Annotated in this window: 21 protein-coding genes and 1 pseudogene; 15 read left to right on the forward strand and 7 right to left on the reverse strand. The window is 65.6% G+C overall.

The genetic code is table 11. The features are described from left to right. Positions 1–125: 125 nt before the first annotated feature. Complete coding sequence (locus BWR19_12735; protein ID APX93732.1) at positions 126–1,022, reverse strand: LysR family transcriptional regulator; 897 nt, start codon at positions 1,020–1,022, stop codon at positions 126–128. Between the two features lie 159 nt (positions 1,023–1,181). On the opposite strand from BWR19_12735, the gene BWR19_12740 reads away from it, so the two are divergent. Further along, on the forward strand, positions 1,182–1,493 hold the full coding sequence (locus tag BWR19_12740; protein ID APX93733.1) for a hypothetical protein: 312 nt from the start codon (positions 1,182–1,184) through the stop codon (positions 1,491–1,493). Positions 1,494–1,613: 120 nt separating this feature from the next. Here BWR19_12740 and BWR19_12745 read toward each other — a convergent pair whose 3' ends face one another. Then, positions 1,614–2,108: an AsnC family transcriptional regulator gene (locus tag BWR19_12745; protein ID APX93734.1), complete on the reverse strand. Its 495-nt coding sequence runs from the start codon at positions 2,106–2,108 to the stop codon at positions 1,614–1,616. A gap of 134 nt (positions 2,109–2,242) precedes the next feature. Between BWR19_12745 and BWR19_12750 the strand changes: the two genes are divergently transcribed. Continuing rightward, positions 2,243–2,863 carry a lysine transporter LysE gene (locus tag BWR19_12750; GenBank protein APX93735.1) on the forward strand — a complete coding sequence of 207 codons (621 nt, stop codon included), beginning with the start codon at positions 2,243–2,245 and terminating at the stop codon, positions 2,861–2,863. 210 nt (positions 2,864–3,073) lie between these two features. Here BWR19_12750 and BWR19_12755 read toward each other — a convergent pair whose 3' ends face one another. Next, on the reverse strand, positions 3,074–3,574 hold the full coding sequence (locus BWR19_12755) for a MarR family transcriptional regulator (GenBank protein ID APX93736.1): 501 nt from the start codon (positions 3,572–3,574) through the stop codon (positions 3,074–3,076). A gap of 91 nt (positions 3,575–3,665) precedes the next feature. Here BWR19_12755 and BWR19_12760 point away from each other — a divergent pair, with 91 nt between their 5' ends. From BWR19_12760 to BWR19_12800, 9 genes and pseudogenes are all read left to right on the forward strand, one after another. Continuing rightward, positions 3,666–4,610, forward strand: a complete 945-nt coding sequence (locus tag BWR19_12760) for a hypothetical protein (GenBank protein APX93737.1) — start codon at positions 3,666–3,668, stop codon at positions 4,608–4,610. 37 nt (positions 4,611–4,647) lie between these two features. After that, the gene (locus BWR19_12765; protein ID APX93738.1) at positions 4,648–5,295 is read left to right on the forward strand and encodes an NAD(P)H-dependent oxidoreductase; all 648 of its coding nucleotides are present in this window, start codon (positions 4,648–4,650) and stop codon (positions 5,293–5,295) included. An 89-nt stretch (positions 5,296–5,384) separates the two neighbouring features. Next, complete coding sequence (locus tag BWR19_12770) at positions 5,385–6,227, forward strand: deoxyribonuclease IV (GenBank protein APX93739.1); 843 nt, start codon at positions 5,385–5,387, stop codon at positions 6,225–6,227. Positions 6,228–6,232: 5 nt separating this feature from the next. Further along, positions 6,233–7,093 carry a hypothetical protein gene (locus BWR19_12775; protein ID APX93740.1) on the forward strand — a complete coding sequence of 287 codons (861 nt, stop codon included), beginning with the start codon at positions 6,233–6,235 and terminating at the stop codon, positions 7,091–7,093. A gap of 117 nt (positions 7,094–7,210) precedes the next feature. Next, on the forward strand, positions 7,211–7,930 hold the full coding sequence (locus BWR19_12780; protein APX93741.1) for a dehydrogenase: 720 nt from the start codon (positions 7,211–7,213) through the stop codon (positions 7,928–7,930). 66 nt (positions 7,931–7,996) lie between these two features. Then, entirely contained in the window at positions 7,997–8,368 is a 372-nt protein-coding gene (locus BWR19_12785) for a transcriptional regulator (GenBank protein APX93742.1), read from the forward strand. A 60-nt stretch (positions 8,369–8,428) separates the two neighbouring features. Next, positions 8,429–8,824, forward strand: a complete 396-nt coding sequence (locus BWR19_12790; GenBank protein ID APX93743.1) for a hypothetical protein — start codon at positions 8,429–8,431, stop codon at positions 8,822–8,824. Positions 8,825–8,836: 12 nt separating this feature from the next. Then, complete coding sequence (locus BWR19_12795; protein ID APX93744.1) at positions 8,837–9,541, forward strand: hypothetical protein; 705 nt, start codon at positions 8,837–8,839, stop codon at positions 9,539–9,541. Positions 9,542–9,698: 157 nt separating this feature from the next. Beyond that, positions 9,699–9,797 (forward strand): annotated as a pseudogene (locus BWR19_12800) (hypothetical protein). A 34-nt stretch (positions 9,798–9,831) separates the two neighbouring features. On the opposite strand, the gene BWR19_12805 reads toward BWR19_12800, so the two are convergent. Next, on the reverse strand, positions 9,832–10,839 hold the full coding sequence (locus BWR19_12805) for an NAD(P)-dependent alcohol dehydrogenase (protein ID APX93745.1): 1,008 nt from the start codon (positions 10,837–10,839) through the stop codon (positions 9,832–9,834). A 222-nt stretch (positions 10,840–11,061) separates the two neighbouring features. Here BWR19_12805 and BWR19_12810 point away from each other — a divergent pair, with 222 nt between their 5' ends. Both BWR19_12810 and BWR19_12815 read left to right on the forward strand, forming a co-directional pair. Next, entirely contained in the window at positions 11,062–11,670 is a 609-nt protein-coding gene (locus tag BWR19_12810; protein ID APX93746.1) for a cell wall hydrolase, read from the forward strand. Positions 11,671–11,794: 124 nt separating this feature from the next. Continuing rightward, positions 11,795–12,181 (forward strand): translation initiation inhibitor, encoded by a 387-nt coding sequence (locus BWR19_12815; GenBank protein ID APX93747.1) that lies wholly within the window; start codon positions 11,795–11,797, stop codon positions 12,179–12,181. Here the strand turns inward: BWR19_12815 and BWR19_12820 are convergent. Further along, positions 12,153–14,039, reverse strand: a complete 1,887-nt coding sequence (locus BWR19_12820; protein APX93748.1) for a multidrug ABC transporter ATP-binding protein — start codon at positions 14,037–14,039, stop codon at positions 12,153–12,155. The two genes, BWR19_12815 and BWR19_12820, sit on opposite strands and share 29 nt — an antisense overlap. Before the next feature lie 69 nt (positions 14,040–14,108). On the opposite strand from BWR19_12820, the gene BWR19_12825 reads away from it, so the two are divergent. Next, a complete protein-coding gene (locus BWR19_12825; protein ID APX93749.1) occupies positions 14,109–14,558 on the forward strand; it encodes a redox-sensitive transcriptional activator SoxR in 450 nt (149 codons plus the stop codon). A gap of 75 nt (positions 14,559–14,633) precedes the next feature. Beyond that, positions 14,634–15,041 carry a dehydrogenase gene (locus tag BWR19_12830; GenBank protein APX93750.1) on the forward strand — a complete coding sequence of 136 codons (408 nt, stop codon included), beginning with the start codon at positions 14,634–14,636 and terminating at the stop codon, positions 15,039–15,041. Here BWR19_12830 and BWR19_12835 read toward each other — a convergent pair. Further along, a complete protein-coding gene (locus BWR19_12835; GenBank protein APX93751.1) occupies positions 15,038–16,219 on the reverse strand; it encodes a putative methylaconitate Delta-isomerase PrpF in 1,182 nt (393 codons plus the stop codon). The genes BWR19_12830 and BWR19_12835 overlap by 4 nt on opposite strands. Next, positions 16,216–18,849: a Fe/S-dependent 2-methylisocitrate dehydratase AcnD gene (locus tag BWR19_12840; protein APX93752.1), complete on the reverse strand. Its 2,634-nt coding sequence runs from the start codon at positions 18,847–18,849 to the stop codon at positions 16,216–16,218. The genes BWR19_12835 and BWR19_12840 overlap by 4 nt, the downstream gene beginning before the upstream one ends. Positions 18,850–18,851 lie beyond the last annotated feature (2 nt).

The following is an 18,851-nucleotide window of genomic DNA, read 5'->3' on the forward strand; positions in this document are numbered from 1 at the left end:
CCATCCCGCTTCCCAGCAATGCCCGACAGCCCGCGCCGCGCGCACCTTCCCCAAATACTCGTTCGCTCGCTGTGCCATGGACAATGCGTGCCGCCCACGTTGGCCAAGGCAATGTGGAAGGCTGCTCAGCGGTGGGTATCGCCAAAGGCACCCACCACATGCCCTGCCAAGGCGTCGCCGGCTTCGCTGAGGTCACTACGCTTGACCAGCGCGATCTGGTAATCGCCCAGCGGCGGCAGCTGATCCTGCTCGATACGCCGCAGCGGTGCACGAATCAGGCTGCGTGGAAAGGGCGCCACGGCAAGGTCGGCGAGCATCGCCGCCTCCTGACCCGCGGAGTGCTCACAGGTATAGGCGACGCGGTGGCCGATGCCGGCACCGTCGAGAGCATCCAGCGCCATTTTTCGCCAGGCACAGCCCTGGTGGGCCAGCGCCACCGGCAATGGTGAACGCTGCACGGCCACGCCCCCCTCGCGGCCCACCCATACCAGCGGCTCGCTATGCACGATCTCGCCGCGCGGCTCTTGGCCGGGGTTGCCCGCGGTGATGAGTATCAAGTCCAGCTCGCCGGCATCCAGGCGCTGCAGCATGCTGGCGCTACTGCCCACCACCACATCGACATGCACCGCCGGATGCGAGCGTGCGAACTGGGCCAATACGCCGGGCAGGATGCGCGTGCCGACATCGTCGGTGGTACCGAACCCCACCCGCCCCTCGAGCGCGGGCGCCAGAAACTGCGTCACCGCCTCCTCGTTGAGCTTGAGCAGCCGCCGGCCGTAACCCAGCAGCATCTCGCCTTCGGGTGTGAGCCTTACCTGGCGGGCTTCGCGCACGAACAGCGGCTGGCCCAGGGTCTCCTCGAGGCGCTTGATCTGCATGCTGAGCGCCGACGGCGTACGGAAGACCTGCTGAGCGGCGCGCGTGAAGCTGCCGCTCTCGGCAATCGTCACGAAGGTCCGCAGCACATCGCTATCCAGCAGAGGCAAGGCACGATGGCCGGAGAGTGAGGGCATCTGTGTCATGGTCACACCTTTCAATTTTTCTTAACTGAAACTGTAGACCTTTTCGTTTGTTTGATCAAAGAGCCCAAGCCATGCTGTTACCCAGAGGTCGCGACCCTCCATTCACAACCAGAGAGACATCGCAGCCGCCGCTAACGGCTACCTGTATGGAGGTGCGAGATGACCCAGTATCAGCCCATTCATCGTTCAACGCCGACTGACGACAAAGCACCCACACCGCCGCCCCGACTGGCGCTATATATGCCGGCCACGCCACCGCTCGGACTCATCTATGCACTTGAGCTCTGGTGGTGGCGATACCGCCGGCGCCGCCAGTTCCGGCAGCGCTTCCTGCCACTGCTGGCGCATGACGACCATATCCTCGAGGACATGGGGCATCAGCGTGACGACATCCAGTGGGCGTCGCGCCTGCCGCTGAAAGAGGATGCGCACAAGGCCCTCACGGAGCGCCGAGCGCGGCACAAGCGCTAGCGGTTTGATCAGCAGCGTGTTCGAGGATCCCTATCATGCCAGCGCCGAGCAACGCACAAAGGGGGGACCGCCCCCCCCTTTGTGCCTTCTGACACCGTATCCCGGCAGATCTCATGTCACTCAGGGACTCTCTTCACGTGACAGTTGCTGCAACGGTAACGGGCCTGCCTGCTTAACGGTCTGGATGGCAAAGTTGCTGCGGATATCACTCACCCAGGGCAGTCTTAGCAATGTCTCGGTCAGGAATGACTCATAGGCAGCCAGGTCAGGCACCACGACCTGGAGCAGGAAGTCGGCCTCCCCTGATACCAGGTGGGCGGAGATCACTTCTGGCAGCGCCTGAACCGCTTTCCGAAAAGCACTCGCCTGCTCCTCATGATGCCTCTCCACCTTGATACCAACGAAAACGGTGAGACCAAATCCTGTCTCGCTGCGCCCCAACTCTGCATGGTAACCACGAATGACACCTGCGGCCTCCAACCTGCGCACTCGACGCAGACAGGGCGAAGGCGACAACCCAACCTCTTCGGCAAGCTGAACATTGGTCAGGCGGGCGTCGCGCTGCAGCGCGGCAAGAATCCGCCGATCCAAGTTGTCTAGCGCACGTTTTAGCATGATTCACACATTCCGGGAGATATAGGGGCACAGTATGCCAATATTTATCTTTATAACGGCAAACTACGCAAGGACATGCCTGGAGGACGCCCCATAAACTGACGCAGGTATCAGCCAACCTTGGAGACTGCGTCGTGGAACTCTGGGTATTTACTAGCACACTGGTCATAGTCTATCTGTTGCCGGGACCGGACATGATCCTGGTACTACAAACTGGCGTCGCCAACGGGCGCCTCCCTGCATTGGCCACTGCGGCGGGACTCGCCGTGGCACGAGGCGCCCACGTCTTGCTCGCGGCCACCGGGCTTGCCGCCCTCTTCGCTGCAAGCCCCTGGACCCTGGATGTCATCCGACTGGTGGGTGCCTGCTATCTGATATGGCTGGGTATCCAGATACTGCTATCGGGCCCAGGCCTCGCAGTTGTCGACGCGATCCGGCCCCCCACTCCCTCGATGGAACTGAAAGCGGCTTGCAAGCGTGGACTGCTCACCAACCTGCTGAACCCCAAGTCGTTGCTCTTCTGTTCCGTCCTGTTGCCCCAGTTCCTGAACGCCGAGCGAAGCGACATTCTGCTGCAATTTCTGCTCCTCGGTTCACTCGTGGTTGGCGTTGGGATCCTATTCGACACGCTCTATGCCATGGCCGCTTCGCTGCTCAGAGAGTGGCTGACCAGCCATCCAATGATGCAGCGTCTACAGCGCGGGGTTTTCTCTGCTTTGCTCATCGGCTTCGGCGCACAGCTGATGGCTTCCTGAGCGAAGAACTCATGCACGGCATCACTGGTTAGAGCACTCAAACGCGGTTATCGACGAGAATCGCGGCAAGAGCCAGCCGTGGCAGGCGGCGTAGTCTTTCGAGGGCCGTATCACCTCGCCAGCAGGGCCGATCCCGGCGCAGCGTTAGGGCCCACCAGACAAGCCGTGCCAGCGATGAACGACACGACCTCAAGCTTAGTTTAGACATCCCTACTTGTCGTACGACTCTCCCTCCAGCCCATCGAGCAGCTTGCCGAGCAGTTGGCCGAGCGCTGCCTGCTCTTCACGGGTCAACGCCGCCAGCATGTTCGCCTCGTTCGCCACGTGTAGCGGGACGAGCCGGTTAATCAGCGCCAGTCCATCGTACGTCAACGACACCAGGGTGCCACGACGGTCGTCGGGATTGGGATTACGCCTGATCAGCCCCGCCCGCTCCAGGCGATCCAGCCGGTTGGTCATGCCCCCGGACGAGACCATCAGCGCGCCGAACAGCTGGGTCGGCGTCAGGGCATAGGGCGCCCCGGCGCGGCGCAGGGTCGCCAGCACGTCGAACTCTCCCGGCTGCAGGTCATGCGCCTTGAAGAAGGCCTCGAGCCGGTTGCGGGTATGCAACTGGCTGGTCTTCAGGTAGCCGACCACCTCCATCGGGAGCAGGTCAAGGTCAGGCATCTCGCGCTGCCACTGGGTGATCGCCGATTTCACTCTGTTCATTGCCAACCACCTATCTTGGTACTAAGATATTTTATCTCGATGACAAGATACTTTTTGAAGAGATACTTTATGTCGAGATTTAGGAGGAATGATGTCGAATGCACGACTGCCGCGCAAGGGTGCGGACCAAAACGGGCTCTACGCCCTGGGCTGCCTGCTGCTGGTGGGTACTTTCCTGGCGCTGTCGCTGGTAGTGGCCAAGCTGGCCGACGGTGCAGGAGCACCGCGGCTGACCTTCCTGATGGCCGCCATGACGGGTGCCGGCCTGGTGCTGAGCGTGATCGGAGCGATACAGCGTCAGACGATGAGGATCAATCTGCGCAACCTGGAGTATGCCGCCGTGGCGGGCGCCTTGTTCGCCGTACCCAACGCCTTGGCCTTCCTGGCGATACGCCACGTCGGGGCCGGGTTCATCTCGCTCAGCTTCGCCTTCCCGATCCTGATCACCTGGGTGCTGGCCGTTTGGCTGAGCCTGGAGCGCTTGCGCGCCCTACGCCTGCTGGGCGTGCTATTAGGGCTCTCCGGCGGGCTGGTGCTGGCCACGGCCAAGGCCGGTGGCGCAGGCGATGCCCAGGGCTGGGTGCTGCTGGTATTAGCCATGCCGCTACTGATCGCGCTGGGCAACATCTACCGCACCCTGCGTTGGCCGACAGGCACCTCGCCGGTGTTCCTGGCAGCCCTGATGATGTTTGGCGGCGCCACGACGCTGCTGCCCTTCGTGCTGCTGTTCGAGCCCGGCGAGTACCGGGCACTGCTGACAAGCGGGGCCGCGATGCGTCTGCTGCTGGTGGAAATCGCCGTATTCTCGGTGCTCTACCTCTTCTATTTCGTGCTGCAGAAACTCGCCGGCCCTGTCTACCTGAGCCAGATCGGCACGGTAGCGGCGCTGGTCGGCACGCTGATCGCGGTACTGGCGCTCGGCGAGGCGCCGCCCCCCAACCTGGGCCTGGCCGCGCTGCTGGTGGCGCTGGGCACCCTGCTCTTCCATCGCGGCGTCCGCGCCGCATCCATGTCGAGGGACGCAACGCCCACATGATGGCGTCACCCTCGCAATTCCCTACACGGAGTAACCCATGAACCTCATCGATGCCTTGAACTGGCGCTATGCCACCAAACGCATGAACGGCAAACAGGTGCCCCAGGCACAGCTCGACAGGATCCTCGAGGCAGTGCGCCTGGCGCCCTCCTCCTACGGCCTGCAGCCCTATTCCGTGCTGGTGATCGAGGACCAGGCGCTGCGCGAGCGGATCAGCCCGGTGGCCTTCGGCCAACCACAGATCATTGAGTCCTCGCACCTGCTGGTATTCGCCGCCTGGGAGCCCGTGGAGGAGGCCCACGTCGACGACTTGATCGAGCTCACCGCCGAGACGCGTGACCTCCCCGCCGAGGCGCTGACAGCGTACGCAGGCGCCATCAAGGAGACCGTCAACGGCTTTGCCTCTGATCAGGACAAGTTTCAGTGGGCCGCCAAGCAAGCCTATCTCGCCCTGGGCACGGCCCTGGCCGCAGCCGCCATGGAAGGTATCGACGCCTCGCCCATGGAGGGCTTCGACCCGGCGGCGCTGGATGATCTGCTGGGGCTCATGGAACGTAACCTGCGCAGCGTCGCACTGATGGCGCTAGGCTATCGTGACAGCGAAGCCGACCGCTACGCCGATCTTGCCAAGGTGCGCTGGCCGCGCGAGAAGCTGTTCATCCAGATGCCGCCAGCGGCACCATGAACCTCGTCTGCAAACGGCGAAACGGCTGATGCCATGGCGCCTCGATGCTAAGCTTTGGTCTTCTCGAAACCCTTGGCAAGGAAGTTCGCATGAAATATCTCGGTGCCCACGTCAGTGCCGCCGGCGGACCGGATCAAGCCGTGCTGCGTGCGGTGGAGATCGGCGCCGATGCCTTCGCACTGTTCACCAAGAACCAGCGCCAGTGGAAGGCCAAGCCGCTCACCGACGAAGCCATCGAGGCGTTCCGCAGCGCCTGCCGCGAACACGGCTTCGGGCCGGAGCAGATCCTCCCCCACGACAGCTACCTGATCAACCTCGGTCACCCGGATGCCGCCGGGCTCGACAAGTCGCGCGCCGCCTTCCTCGACGAGTTCCAGCGCTGCGAGCAGCTCGGCCTCTCGCTGCTCAATTTCCACCCCGGCAGCCACCTAAAGAAGATCAGCGAAAGCGAGTGCCTGACCCGCATCGCCGACTCCATCAACCATGTGCTGGCCGAGACCCGGGGCGTCACCGCCGTGATCGAGAACACCGCCGGCCAGGGCACCAACCTGGGCTGGCGCTTCGAGCACCTGGCCGAGATCATCGACCAGGTCGACGACAAGTCGCGGGTCGGGGTGTGCATCGATACCTGCCACGCGTTTGCTGCCGGCTACGACCTGCGCACGCCGGAGGCCTGCACCGCGACCCTCGATGAGCTCGGCAAGGTGGTCGGCTTCGAGTACCTGCGCGGCATGCACTTGAACGACGCCAAGAGCGCCTTCGCCAGCCGCGTCGACCGCCACCACAGCCTGGGCCAGGGCAACATCGGCCTCGATGCCTTCACCACCATCATGCGCGACCCGCGCATCGACGGTATCCCCCTGGTGCTGGAGACCATCGAGCCGGCGATCTGGGCCGAGGAGATCGCCTGGCTGCGCGCCCAGCAGCACTGATCGCCATGAAACTGATCCTAAGCCGCAAGGGCTTCGACTCCTCGGCCGGCGGCGTGCCCAGCCCCATCTTGCCGGATGGCCGGCTGCTCGCACTGCCGATCCCGGATGCTGCCTCGACGATTCACTATGCGGATATCAACTTCGACGGCGCGCCGCTAAGCCGGCTGGTCGAGCCGCTCACCCGCGGCAAGATCACGGCAGAGCATGGCGCCCACCTCGACCCCGACCTGATCCCCGAGATGCTGCCACGGTCGCCCGGCTGGCGACCGCTGTTCGGTCAGAGCGGCCAGGCCCAGGGGCATCTGCGCAACCACGGCGTCGGCCCGGGGGACCTGTTTCTCTTTTTCGGCCTGTTTCGGCGCGTCGAACGTCATGTCAGCGGCTGGCGTTGGGTGCCTGGTTCGAGGCCCCGGCATGTGATCTGGGGCTGGCTGCAGGTCGCGTCAGTGGTGCCGGTAAGCGCGGTGCGCACGGATGATTATCGCTGGGCGGCCTATCATCCCCATTTTCAGCGCCAGGACGCCCCCAACAACGTGCTCTATCTGGCCCGCGCCCAACCGGCCAGCGGAGGCCAGGAAGATGGCGTATCCCGCGCCGGGGTATTCTCCCATTTTGCGACTCAGCGACAGCTGACCGCAGCGCAGGCAACGCGGGTCTCCCAGTGGCGGCTGCCCCTGTGGTGCTACCCACACGCTGGCCGTACGCCCCTGACCTATCACGCCAACCACCAGCGCTGGCGCCAGCACGCCGACCACACCGAGCTCAACGCCGCGGCGCGCGGACAGGAGTTCATCCTGGATTGCGACGAGTATCCCGAGGCCCTTCCATGGGCAGGTGCACTGATGCAAGGCGGCCGGCCTGTCTAAATCAACGCCCGCGTATCTGCCTGTCCCCACGACGCTTGACCTCAAGTGAAGTCCAGGAACTAGCCTCGCTGACGAACGAGCCGACAACCGGCTCGCCGATATGCGAGGAGACAGCAGATGCGAATCATGATCGTGGGTGCGAGCCAGGGGCTGGGTCGAGCCTTCATCGAAGGGCTGTGCGACAGCGGCGATAGTCTGGTCGGCGTATCGCGCAGCGTGCCGACGAGGCTGATCGAGCGCGCCGGCATCGACATCGAGTGGATTGCCGCCGACCTGGCCTCGCCCGAGACGGCGGCCGCCAAGGTGGCCAAGGCGATGGCAGGGGGCAAGCTGGATGTGCTGATCTATAACCTGGGGCTGTGGGAAAGCCGAGCCTTCGAGCCCGACTACCGCTTCCTGGCAGACAGCCCCGCGGAGATCCAGCGCATGGTCACGGTGAACGTCAGCGGGGCCATCCTGCTGATCCAGGCGCTGCTTCCCGCGCTGCTGAGCTCCGCCGCCCCGCGCATCATCCTCACCGGCTCGACCTCCGCGCTACCCGGCCACGGCAGGCCGGAGGTCACCTTCAGCGCCACCAAGTTCGCCCTGCGCGGCATCGCCGAGGCGCTACGCGAGGGCTTTCGCGACCAGGGCCTGGCGGTCACCTGTTTGCAGCTCGGCTATCTCAATACCGAAGACGACCTTGCCGTGCCCCTCGATCGCGCAGCCCAACGCGACGAGGGCGCGTCCATTCCGCTTCACGACGTGGTCCATTTGGTTCGCACTTTGCTGGCGCTGTCGCCGAACACCTACCTCAGGGAAGTGGTGATGCCGGCCATCGGCGATACGCGCTTCTAGCGGTATTCAGCTCTATTAGTCAACCATATGGTTGACAAACCAGCATCCGCCGACTATTTAAACCATATGGTTGAATTTAATGAGACGCATCTGGACCGGATCTTCCACGCCCTGGCCGACCCCACCCGTCGCCGGCTTCTCGAGCGGCTGGCAGCCGGTGAGCGCAAGGTCGGCAAGCTGGCCGAGCCGTTCGCCATGTCACTGGCTGCCGTTTCCAAGCACGTGCGCGTGCTGGAGCAGGCAGGCCTGGTTGAGCGGCGCATCGAAGGACGCGCCCACTACTGCCGGCTGCAACCGGAGCCGTTGGCTGCGGCGGAACAGTGGCTAAGCTTCTACGAAGGCTTCTGGAGCCAGCGCCTGAATGCGCTGGAAGCGGCGATGAAGGCTGCACCGGATGGCAAGCCGTCAGAGGAGGGAAAGGCAGATGAACGACGCTAACCACGGCCGGCCAATCGCCGAGGACAGCATCCGCTTCGAGCGCCTGGAGGAGGAGTACCGATGCCGCATCATGTCACCCCGCAGCTGATGTTCGACGGCAACGCCGAGCAGGCCATCAGGTTCTATGTCTCGCTGTTCGACGATTCCGACATCGTCCGGCTCGAGCGCTACGGCCCAGAGGAACCGGGCAGGGAAGGCAGCATCAAGCAGGCCGAATTCACCCTGGCGGGCAGGCGCTACACCTGTATCGACAGCCCGGTAAAGCACGATTTCACGTTTACGCCTTCGATATCACTGTTCGTCGAGTGCGAAAGCGCCGGAGAGTTCGAGCGGCTTCTCGCGCAGCTGTCGGAACAGGGCCAGACGCTGATGCCACCCGACGACTACGGCTTCAGCACGCGCTTCACCTGGCTCAACGACCGCTTCGGCGTGTCGTGGCAGCTCAACCTGGCTTGAAGGAGCGGCACGATGACGACCTCGCCCCTGCCTCCGATCGTCTCCGAGAGCGAATGGCGCACCGCCCTGGAAGCGCAAATCGCCCGCGAGAAGGCTCACACAAGGGAACGCGACAGGCTCAATGCCGCCCGCCGCCGCCTGCCGATGGTCGAGGTGAGCGCCGACTACGTGTTCGATGGGCCACATGGTAACACCACCCTGATCGACCTGTTCGAGGGACGCCGCCAGCTGATCGTCTACCATTTCATGTTCGGCCCCGACTGGGAGGCCGGCTGCGACGGCTGCTCCTGGGTGGTGGACGCCATGACCCACCCCGCCCACCTGCACGCCCGCGACACCACCCTGGTGCTGGTCTCGCGGGCACCGAGGGAAAAGCTTCTACGCTATCAGGCACGCATGGGCTGGCAGCACCCGACGTGGTACTCGTCGCTCGGCAGCGACTTCAACCAGGACATGGGCGTGACGAGCTGCAATTGTCATGCTCCCGACACCGATCGCGGCGAGCGGCATGGCATCAGCGTCTTTGTGCGCGACGGCCAACGGGTGTTTCGCACCTACTTCAGCGGCAAACGCAGCGTGGAGTACCTCGGCAGCCTGTGGTCCTACCTGGACCTGACGCCCTACGGCCGCCAGGAGAACTGGGAGGACTCACCGGCGGGCTGGCCGCAGACACCGCCCTACGTGTGGAACCGTCGCCACGATGAGTACGAAACCTGAGCAAGCGGCCCAGCGAGTTAGCAGCTAAGGCCATTCACGCCGAGGAAGCGGTCAAATGGGCACTCGGCGATTAAGGAGTCCCCTGAACGACGCCCATTCGCTTCAGCTAGCCATTGATGAGCCGGTAAACCTGGCCGATTACAACCCTGACTAGCCGGCACGCTACGCCGCGCTCAAGCGCGAGCTCGCCGCCAGCCACCATGAAGATCGCGAAGCCTATACCAAGGCCAGGGGGGAGTTAATCTCCTCGGTGCTGGCAAGCTCCAGATAACCGTACCCTTGCCGCCAGGCTAGAGCGACAAGCAGATCTTGCCGAAATGACGCCCCGACTCTTCGTGACGGAAAGCATCGGCGATTTTTTCCAGCTCGAAGGTGCTGTCGATGATCGGGCGTACGCCAATGGCCTCGATGCCGCGCACCATCTCCTGCTGCTGGGCGCGGCTGCCGACGATCAGCCCCTGCAGGCGCGCCTGCTTGGCCATCAGCTTGATGGTCGGCACCTCGCCACCGCGGCCGGTCAGGATACCGATCAGCGCAATATGGCCGCCGATACGCACGGCATCGATGGACTGCGGCAGGGTGCCGGGTCCGCCGACCTCGATCACGTGATCCACGCCCCGCCCGTTGGTCAGTGCCTGTACCGTCTTGCCCCACTCCGGATCGGTCTTGTAGTTGATGGTGTGGTCGGCACCGAGCTCCTTGAGTTTCTCGATCTTCTCATCGGAAGAGGAGGTGGAGATCACCCGCGCGCCCATCGCCTTGGCGAACTGCAGGGCGAAGATCGAAACGCCGCCGGTGCCCAGGGTGAGCACGGTATCGCCGGCCTTGAGGTTGCCGTCCACCACCAGCGCACGCCAGGCGGTGAGTCCCGCCGTGGTCAGGGTAGCGGCCTCGGCGTGGCTGTAGCCCTTGGGCGCGTGGGTGAAGCAGGTGGCCGGGCGAATCACCTGCTGGCGGGCGTAACCCTCGACGCCGTCGCCGGGGGTGGTCTTGAAATCCGCCACCCGCGCCGGGCCGTCGAGCCAGTAGGGGAAGAAGGTGGAGACCACCGCATCGCCCACCGCGAACTCCTCGACGCCTTCGCCCACCGCCTCGACCAAGCCCGCCCCGTCGGACATGGGGATGCGGCCATCGTCGGTGGGGATCATGCCGGCGGCCACGGCATAGTCATGGAAGTTGAGGGAGCTTGCCTTCACCGCCACGCGGATCTCTCCTGGGCCCGGCTCGCCGGGCGCATCGCGCTCGACGACTTGCAACTGGTCCAGCCCACCGGGGCTGCGCAGTGTCACTACTTTCATGGCGTACTCCTTCTTGAACCTAAAAATGAGCGTGCTAAGAGACTAGCCCAACATGCCGGCGGCAGGTCAAGCAATGGTTCGCTGCATATAACCCGCCAAGGCTTCGACCTGCGACCTGCGCAGCGCCAAAGTCTGGCAGCAGGCCATAGCGACTATACTGGTTGCACCAGCGACAGCACTGGGGTGTGGTCCGTCGCCATATCCCCTCCTAGAGATGACCCAATGCGCCAGTTTTCGGGTATAGCCGCGTCCACCCTGCTTGTACTGATAGTGCCACTCGCCAGCGCCGATCCCATCGCCCAGTCCGCCATCGACAAGGCCGAGGTGCTGGAGCAGGTCATCGCTCCGGACGTGGAGGCCGCACCACCCGAGGCCCCTATCACACGGCCCGAAGCCCAGGCCGTGGATCCCGCCGGCCAGGCCGCGCTGGAAGACCCGCTTACCTGCCTCGCCCGTGCCCTCTACTGGGAGGCCAAGGGCACCCCCGAGGCCGCGAAAGTCGGTGTCGCCCACGTGGTCCTGAATCGGCTGGCGCATCCGGGATTCCCCAATACGGTATGCGAGGTCATCACCGATGGCGCCGAGCAGGGGCCTTGCCAATTCTCTTGGTGGTGTGACGGCCGTGCCAATGACGTGGTAGAAGACGATGCCTACGAGACCGCCAGGGAGATCGCCCGCCAGGCCCTCAACCAGACACTTCCCGATAGCACCGGCGGGGCACTCTATTTCCACGATCGCAGCGTGCAGCCGGGCTGGGCCGCGGTGTTCCCGCTGACCGCAGAGACCGACATCTTCCTGTTCTATCGCCCCAGCGACGGCGCCGCTCGCTAACCGTTGTCAGCAACTGCCACCAGCCGCCAACGGCCACGCTAGCCTCGCGAGCACCTTTATAGCGCCAGGAACCCTCTCGCCCCCAAAGGAGTCAGAGAGGAGGCTGAATCGATAAGGAGATCACATGCCAGAGCACCACAACGACCCCACCCTGCCCAGCCCGCACTTTCCCGGTAGTCATATCGTGATGGACGACCGCTACGCCTTCGTCTCCGGCCTGACCGCCGCGGATATCCACGGCACCGAGGGCGATATCGGCAATATCAAGGAGGAGACCCATCGCGTCATGCGCGAGCTACAGCGCATGCTGGAGATGGTCAACGTGCACATGAGCGACGTGGTGAGAGTCGATGTCCACCTCGCCGACCTCGATGAGATCCACGAGATGGACAGCATCTACGCGGAGTTCTTCGAGGGGCCGGACTATCCGGCGCGCACCTGCACCCAGTCCCCCAAGCTGTTCGGCGGCTGCCGCGTCGAAATCACGCTGATGGCGCGCCGGCCGGACTGATCGCCGTCTCGCCGTCGAGATCCACGCCCAGAAAGCCCCCCGACTGGCGCCGCCACAGCGCGGCATAGAGGCCATCCTCGGCCAACAGCTCGCGGTGAGTGCCGGTCTCGACGATACGGCCCTCGTCGATCACCACCAGCCGGTCGAGCATGGCGATGGTCGAGAGCCGATGGGCGATGGCGATCACCGTCTTGCCCTCCATCAGGGTGTAGAGCTGCTCCTGAATCGCCGCCTCGACCTCGGAGTCCAACGCCGAGGTCGCCTCGTCGAGCACCAGGATCGGCGCGTTCTTGAGCAGCACCCGGGCAATCGCGATACGCTGGCGCTGGCCGCCCGAGAGCTTGACCCCGCGCTCGCCGACGTGGGCATCCAGCCCGCGCCGGCCCTGCACGTCGACCAGGTCATCGATGAAGCTGTCGGCGTGGGCGCGGCGCACCGCCTCCAGCACCTGGGCCTCGCTGGCATGCGGGCTGCCGTAGCGAATGTTGTCGCGCAGCGAGCGGTGCAGCAGCGAGGTGTCCTGGGTCACCATGCCGATCTGCTGGCGCAGCGAGGTCTGGGTGACCTCGCCGATATCCTGATCGTCGATCAGGATGCGGCCCCCCTCCAGGTCGTAGAAGCGCAGCAGCAGGTTGGCCAGGGTCGACTTGCCGGCACCCGAGCGGCCGATCACCCCGACCTTCTCCCCCGGCGCAATGGTCAGGCTCATGCCGTCGAAGACCCGCTGGGCCTCACCGTCCGGCCGCGCATAGCCGAAGCGAAGGTCGTCGAAGCGGATTTCGCCCCGCGACACCTCGAGCGGCCGGGCGCCGGGCGCGTCCTTGACCTTGGGCTCGCGGGCGATGGTATTGATGCCGTCCTGCACCGTGCCGATGTTCTCGAACAGCCCCGCGACTTCCCATAGGATCCAGTTGGACATGAAGCGGATGCGCATCACCAGCGCGATGGCCACCGCGATCACCCCCAGCGACACCGCCTCCAGGTACCAGGCGCCGATGGCGATTGCCGCGACCCCGGCCAGCAGCAGCGAGTTGAGCAGCGTCAGGCTCACCGTCAGCTTGGTGGCCAGGCGCATCTGGCGGTGCACCGTGGCCATGAAGCCCTCCATGGCATCGCGGGCGTAGTGCTGCTCGCGTTGGGTATCGGCAAACAGCTTGATGGTCTGGATATTGCTATAGCTGTCGACGATGCGACCGGTCATCCGCGCCCGGGCGTCAGCCTGCTCCATGGAGACCTGGCGCAGGCGCGGCACGAATACCTTCATGATCGCGATATAGCCGACCAGCCAGGCCACCAGCGGCAGCATCAGCCACGGCTCGGCGCTGCCCATCAGCAGCATGGCGCCGATGAAGTAGACGATCACATAGACCAGCAGGTCCATCAGCTTCATCACCGTCTCGCGAATCGCCAGCGCCGTCTGCATCACCTTCTGCGAGACCCGGCCGGCGAACTCGTCCTGATAGAAAGCCATGCTCTGGCCGAGCATATGGCGATGCGCCAGCCAGCGGCCGATCATCGGGTAGTTGCCGAAGATGCTCTGGTGGGTGATCAGCGACTGCAGTAGCGTCAGCAGCGGCAGGCCGACCACCACCAGCGCCGCCATGCCGGCCAGGCGCCAGCCATACTCGGCGAAGAAGCCCTCGCGCTCGGCGGCCGCCAGCCAGTCGACCAGGTCGCCCATATAGCTGAAGAACAGCACCTCGACCGCCGACACCAGCGCGGTGAGTAGCGACATCACGATCAGCAGCGGCAGCACCGGCCGCGAGAAGTGCAGGATGAAGGCGCCCAGCCCACGGGGCGGCGTCTCGGGCACGCCAGGCGGATAGGGATTCACCAGGTTTTCGAAGAAACGGAACATGTCATCACCTTGTGTGGAGGCGATTAGCAGGGTAAAACCTCAAGTAAACTACAGGTCAAGGAAAATCTCATGTCCCGTAGCATCCCACGCGAACTCAGTGTCGGGGAGGTCGCGGCGCGCAGCGGTGTGGCGGTCTCCGCCATTCACTTCTACGAAGCCAAGGGGCTGATCGCCAGCCGCCGCAACGCCGGCAACCAGCGGCGCTTCACCCGCGACGTGCTGCGCCGGGTGGCGATCATCAAGGTGGCCCAGCGCACCGGCATCTCACTGGCCGAGGTGGGTGAGGCCTTCGCCACCCTGCCCGACCACCGTGCCCCCAGCGCAGCAGACTGGCAGCGCCTCTCGGCCACCTGGCGAGAAACCCTCGATGAGCGCATTCGCTGCCTGACCCAGCTGCGCGACCAGCTCGACCACTGCATCGGCTGCGGCTGCCTGTCGATGGACGACTGCCCGCTGCGCAACCCGCGCGACACCCTCGCCGAGCAGGGCAGCGGGGCGCGCCTGTTGGAGCCGAACTGAATCCTCACAGCAGGCTGTCGAATCGACAAGGCCAGGTTCGACACACGGGGGTACCCACCAGCGAGGAGAGATCGCATGCGCTTCATGATCATCGTCAAGGCCAGCCAGGAGAGCGAGGCCGGCGCCATGCCGGAGGACAGCATGGTCGCCGCCATGGCCGAGTTCCACGAGCAGCTGGCCAACGCCGGCGCCCTGCTCGACGCCTCGGGCCTGCAGCCCAGCGCCAAGGGCTGGCGCATCGAGTACCGCGACGGCGAACAGCTGCTCACCGACGGCCCCTTCAGCGAGGCCAAGGAGCTGATTGCAGGCTACACCCTGATCAAGGTCGCCTCACGCGAGGAGGCGCTGGCGTGGACGCAGCGCTTCCCCAACCCCGGCGGCCCAGGGGGCAACGCCGAGATCGAGGTGCGCCAGCTGTTCGAACTGGAGGATTTCGCGCCCGGCGAAGGGATACAGCGCTTCCGGGCGCTGGGCACGGTTTAATCCGGTACCCTTACCCACCCCTCCATCAGCACCCGGGCGCTGCGGCTCATGGTGACCTGCTCGACCTGCCAGTCATCTCCCGCCCGGCTGGCCTTGGCGCCGACCCGCAGCGTGCCCGAGGGGTGGCCGAAGCACACCGAGTCGCGCTCGGCGCCGCCGGCGGCCAGGTTGACCAGGGTGCCGGGGATCGCCGCGGCGGCGGCGATGGCCACCGCCGCGGTGCCCATCATGGCGTGGTGCAGCTTGCCCATGGAGAGCGCCCGCACCAGCAGGTCGATCTCCTCGGCGTCGACCCGCCGGCCGCTGGAGGCCGTATAGCCTGACGGCGGTGCCACGAAGGCCACCTTGGGCGTGTGCTGGCGGCTACCCGCCTCGCTGACGTCCTTGATCAGCCCCATGCGCAGCGCACCATGGGCGCGCAGCGTCTCGAAGCGCAACAGTGCCGCCGGGTCGCCGTTGATCGCCTCCTGCAGTTCGGTGCCGGTATAGCCGAGATCGGCGGCGTTGACGAAGATGGTCGGAATGCCGGCGTTGATCAGGGTCGCCTCGAGGCGCCCGCCCGCCACCACCTCGGACGGCACCTCCAGCTCATCGACCAGGTTGCCGGTGGGGAACAGCGCGCCCTCGCCGTCGGCGGGGTTCATGAAGGCCACCGGCACTTCCGCCGCCGGGAAGGTCACCCCGTCGAGCTCGAAGTCGCCGGTCTCCTGCACCTGGCCGTCGGTGACCGGCACCCGCGAGACGATGGTCTTCTCGATATTGGCCTGCCAGATGCGTACCTCGACCACCCCGTCGGCGGGAATCCGCGCCGGGTCGACCAGACCGTTGGCAATGGCGAAGGGCCCCACCGCGGCGGAGAGGTTGCCACAGTTGCCGCTCCAGTCGACGAAGGGCGCGTCGATGGAGACCTGGCCGAACAGGTAATCGACGTCGTGGTCGGGGCTCGCACTCGGCGACAGGATCACCGCCTTGCTGGTGCTGGAGGTCGCCCCGCCCATGCCGTCGACCTGCTTTTGATACGGGTCGGGGCTGCCCAGCACCCGCAGCAGCAGCGCATCGCGGGCCGGCCCGGGCGCCTGGGCCGCGGCCGGCAGATCGGCGAGGCGAAAGAACACCCCCTTGCTGGTGCCGCCGCGCATATAGGTCGCGGCAATGCGGATCTGCGGCGTATGGCTCATGCGCTGGCCCCCGCGCTGGATTCGAGGAAGTCCTGGGCGAAGCGCTGTAGCACGCCGCCGGCGGTGTAGATGGTCAGCTCCTCCTCGGTGTCCAGGCGGCAGATCACCGGCACCCGCTGGGTCTCGCCGCTGGTGCGGTGGATCACCAGGGTCAGTGTCGCCTGCGGCGCCGCCGCGCCCTCGACGTCATACACCTCGGTGCCATCGAGCTCAAGGGTGTGGCGGGTGGTGCCCGGCTCGAACTGCAGCGGCATCACGCCCATGCCGACCAGGTTGGTGCGGTGGATGCGCTCGAAACCCTCGGCCACGATCGCCTCCACGCCGGCCAGCGCCACGCCCTTGGCCGCCCAGTCCCGCGACGAGCCCTGGCCGTAGTCGGCGCCGGCGATGATGATCAAGGGCTGGCTGCGCGCCATGTAGGTCTCGATGGCCTCCCACATGCGCGTTATCTTGCCCTCCGGCTCGATCCGCGCCAACGAGCCCTGGCGCACCTTGCCCGCGTCGTCGCGAACCATCTCGTTGAACAGCTTGGGGTTGGCCAGGGTGGCGCGCTGGGCGGTGAGGTGGTCGCCGCGGTGGGTGGCGTAGGAATTGAAGTCCTCCTCCGGCACGCCCATCTTGTCCAGGTACTCCCCCGCCGCGCTGTCGAGCTGGATGGCATTCGACGGCGACAGATGGTCGGTGGTGATGTTATCGGGCAGGATCGCCAGTGGCCGCATGCCCTTGAGGCTGCGCTCGGCGGACATCTTGCCCTCCCAGTAGGGCGGACGGCGGATGTAGGTGCTCTGCGGGCGCCAGGCATAGAGCGGCTCGGTCCTGGCCGCCGCGCTCTTGTCCAAGTCGAACATCGGGATATAGGTCTGGCGGAACTGCTCCGGCTTCACCGCCCGCTTGACGATGGCGTCGATCTCGGCGTCGTCGGGCCAGATATCCTTGAGCGTCACCGGATTGCCGTCGGCGTCGACGCCCAGGGCGTCCTTCTCGATATCGAAGCGGATGGTGCCGGCGATGGCGTAGGCGACCACCAGCGGCGGCGAGGCCAGGAAGGCCTGCTTGGCATAGGGGTGGATGCGGCCGTCGAAGTTGCGATTGCCCGACAGCACCGCCACCGAGTAGAGGTCGCGGTCGATGATCTCCTGCTGAATGACCGGATCCAGCGCGCCGGACATGCCGTTGCAGGTGGTACAGGCATAGCCCACCACGCCGAACCCCAGCGACTCCAGCTCGCCCATCAGGTCGGCCTCTTCGAGGTACATCTTGACCGTCTTGGAGCCCGGCGCCAGCGACGACTTCACCCACGGCTTGCGGATCAGGCCGAGGCGGTTGGCGTTGCGGGCGATCAGCCCCGCCGCCACCATGTTGCGCGGGTTGGAGGTGTTGGTGCAGCTGGTGATGGCGGCGATGATCACCGCGCCGTCCGGCAGCTTGCCGGCCTGCTCCTCGGCGCGGGCGGCGTCGAGCCCCACCGCCACACCGCGCTTGGCGAGCTCGCTGGTAGGCAGGTGGGCGTGGGGATTGGAGGGCCCGGCCAGGGTGCGGGTCACGCTGGAGAGATCGAAGCGCAGCACTCGCTCGTACTCGACCTCGGCGAGGCTATCGGCCCACAGCCCGGTGTGCCTGGCGTAGGTCTCGACCAGCGCCACCTGCTCGTCGTCGCGGCCGGTGAGGGTCAGGTAGTCGATGGTCTGGCCGTCGATGTAGAACATCGCCGCGGTGGCGCCATACTCCGGCGTCATGTTGGAGATGGTGGCACGGTCGCCGATGCTCAGCGCCTCGGCACCCTCGCCGTAGAACTCCAGGTAGGCACCCACCACCCGCTCGCGGCGCAGGAACTCGGTGATCGCCAGCACCATGTCGGTACCGGTCACGCCGGGCTGCAGCTTGCCGGTCAGCTCCACGCCGACGATGTCCGGCAGGCGCATCATCGAGGCGCGGCCGAGCATCACGCTCTCCGCCTCGAGGCCGCCGACGCCCACCGAGATCACCCCCAGGGCATCGGTCATCGGCGTGTGGCTGTCGGTACCCACGCAGGTATCTGGAAAGGCGACCTTCCGGCCGCTGGCATCGGGCTGGACCTGCACCACCGGCGACATCTTCTCCAGGTTGATCTGGTGCATGATGCCGTTGCCGGGCGGGATCACGTCGACGTTCTCGAACGCGGTCTTGGTCCAGTCGATGAAGTGGAAGCGGTCGTCGTTGCGGCGGTCCTCCACCTGGCGGTTCTTGTCGAAGGCGTCCGCCTCGAAGCCGGCGTGCTCCACCGCCAGCGAGTGGTCGACGATCAGCTGGGTGGGCACCACCGGGTTGACCTTGGCCGGGTCGCCGCCCTGCTCGGCGATGGCGTCGCGCAGGCCGGCCAGGTCGACCAGCGCGGTCTGGCCGAGGATGTCGTGGCACACCACCCGCGCCGGGTACCAGGGGAAGTCGAGGTCGCGCTTGCGCTCGATCAACTGGCGCAGCGCATCGCTGAGCAGCGCCGGGTCGCAGCGTCGTACCAGCTGCTCGGCCAGCACCCGCGAAGTGTAGGGCAGCCCGGCGTAGGCGCCGGGGGCGAGGTCCTCGACCGCGGCACGCGCATCGAAGTAGTCGAGCTCGGTGCCGGGAAGCGGTTTGCGGTAGTCGATATTCATGG

The sequence above is a fragment of the Halomonas sp. 1513 genome (assembly GCA_001971685.1).
In the GTDB taxonomy this organism is placed as follows: Bacteria; Pseudomonadota; Gammaproteobacteria; order Pseudomonadales; family Halomonadaceae; genus Franzmannia.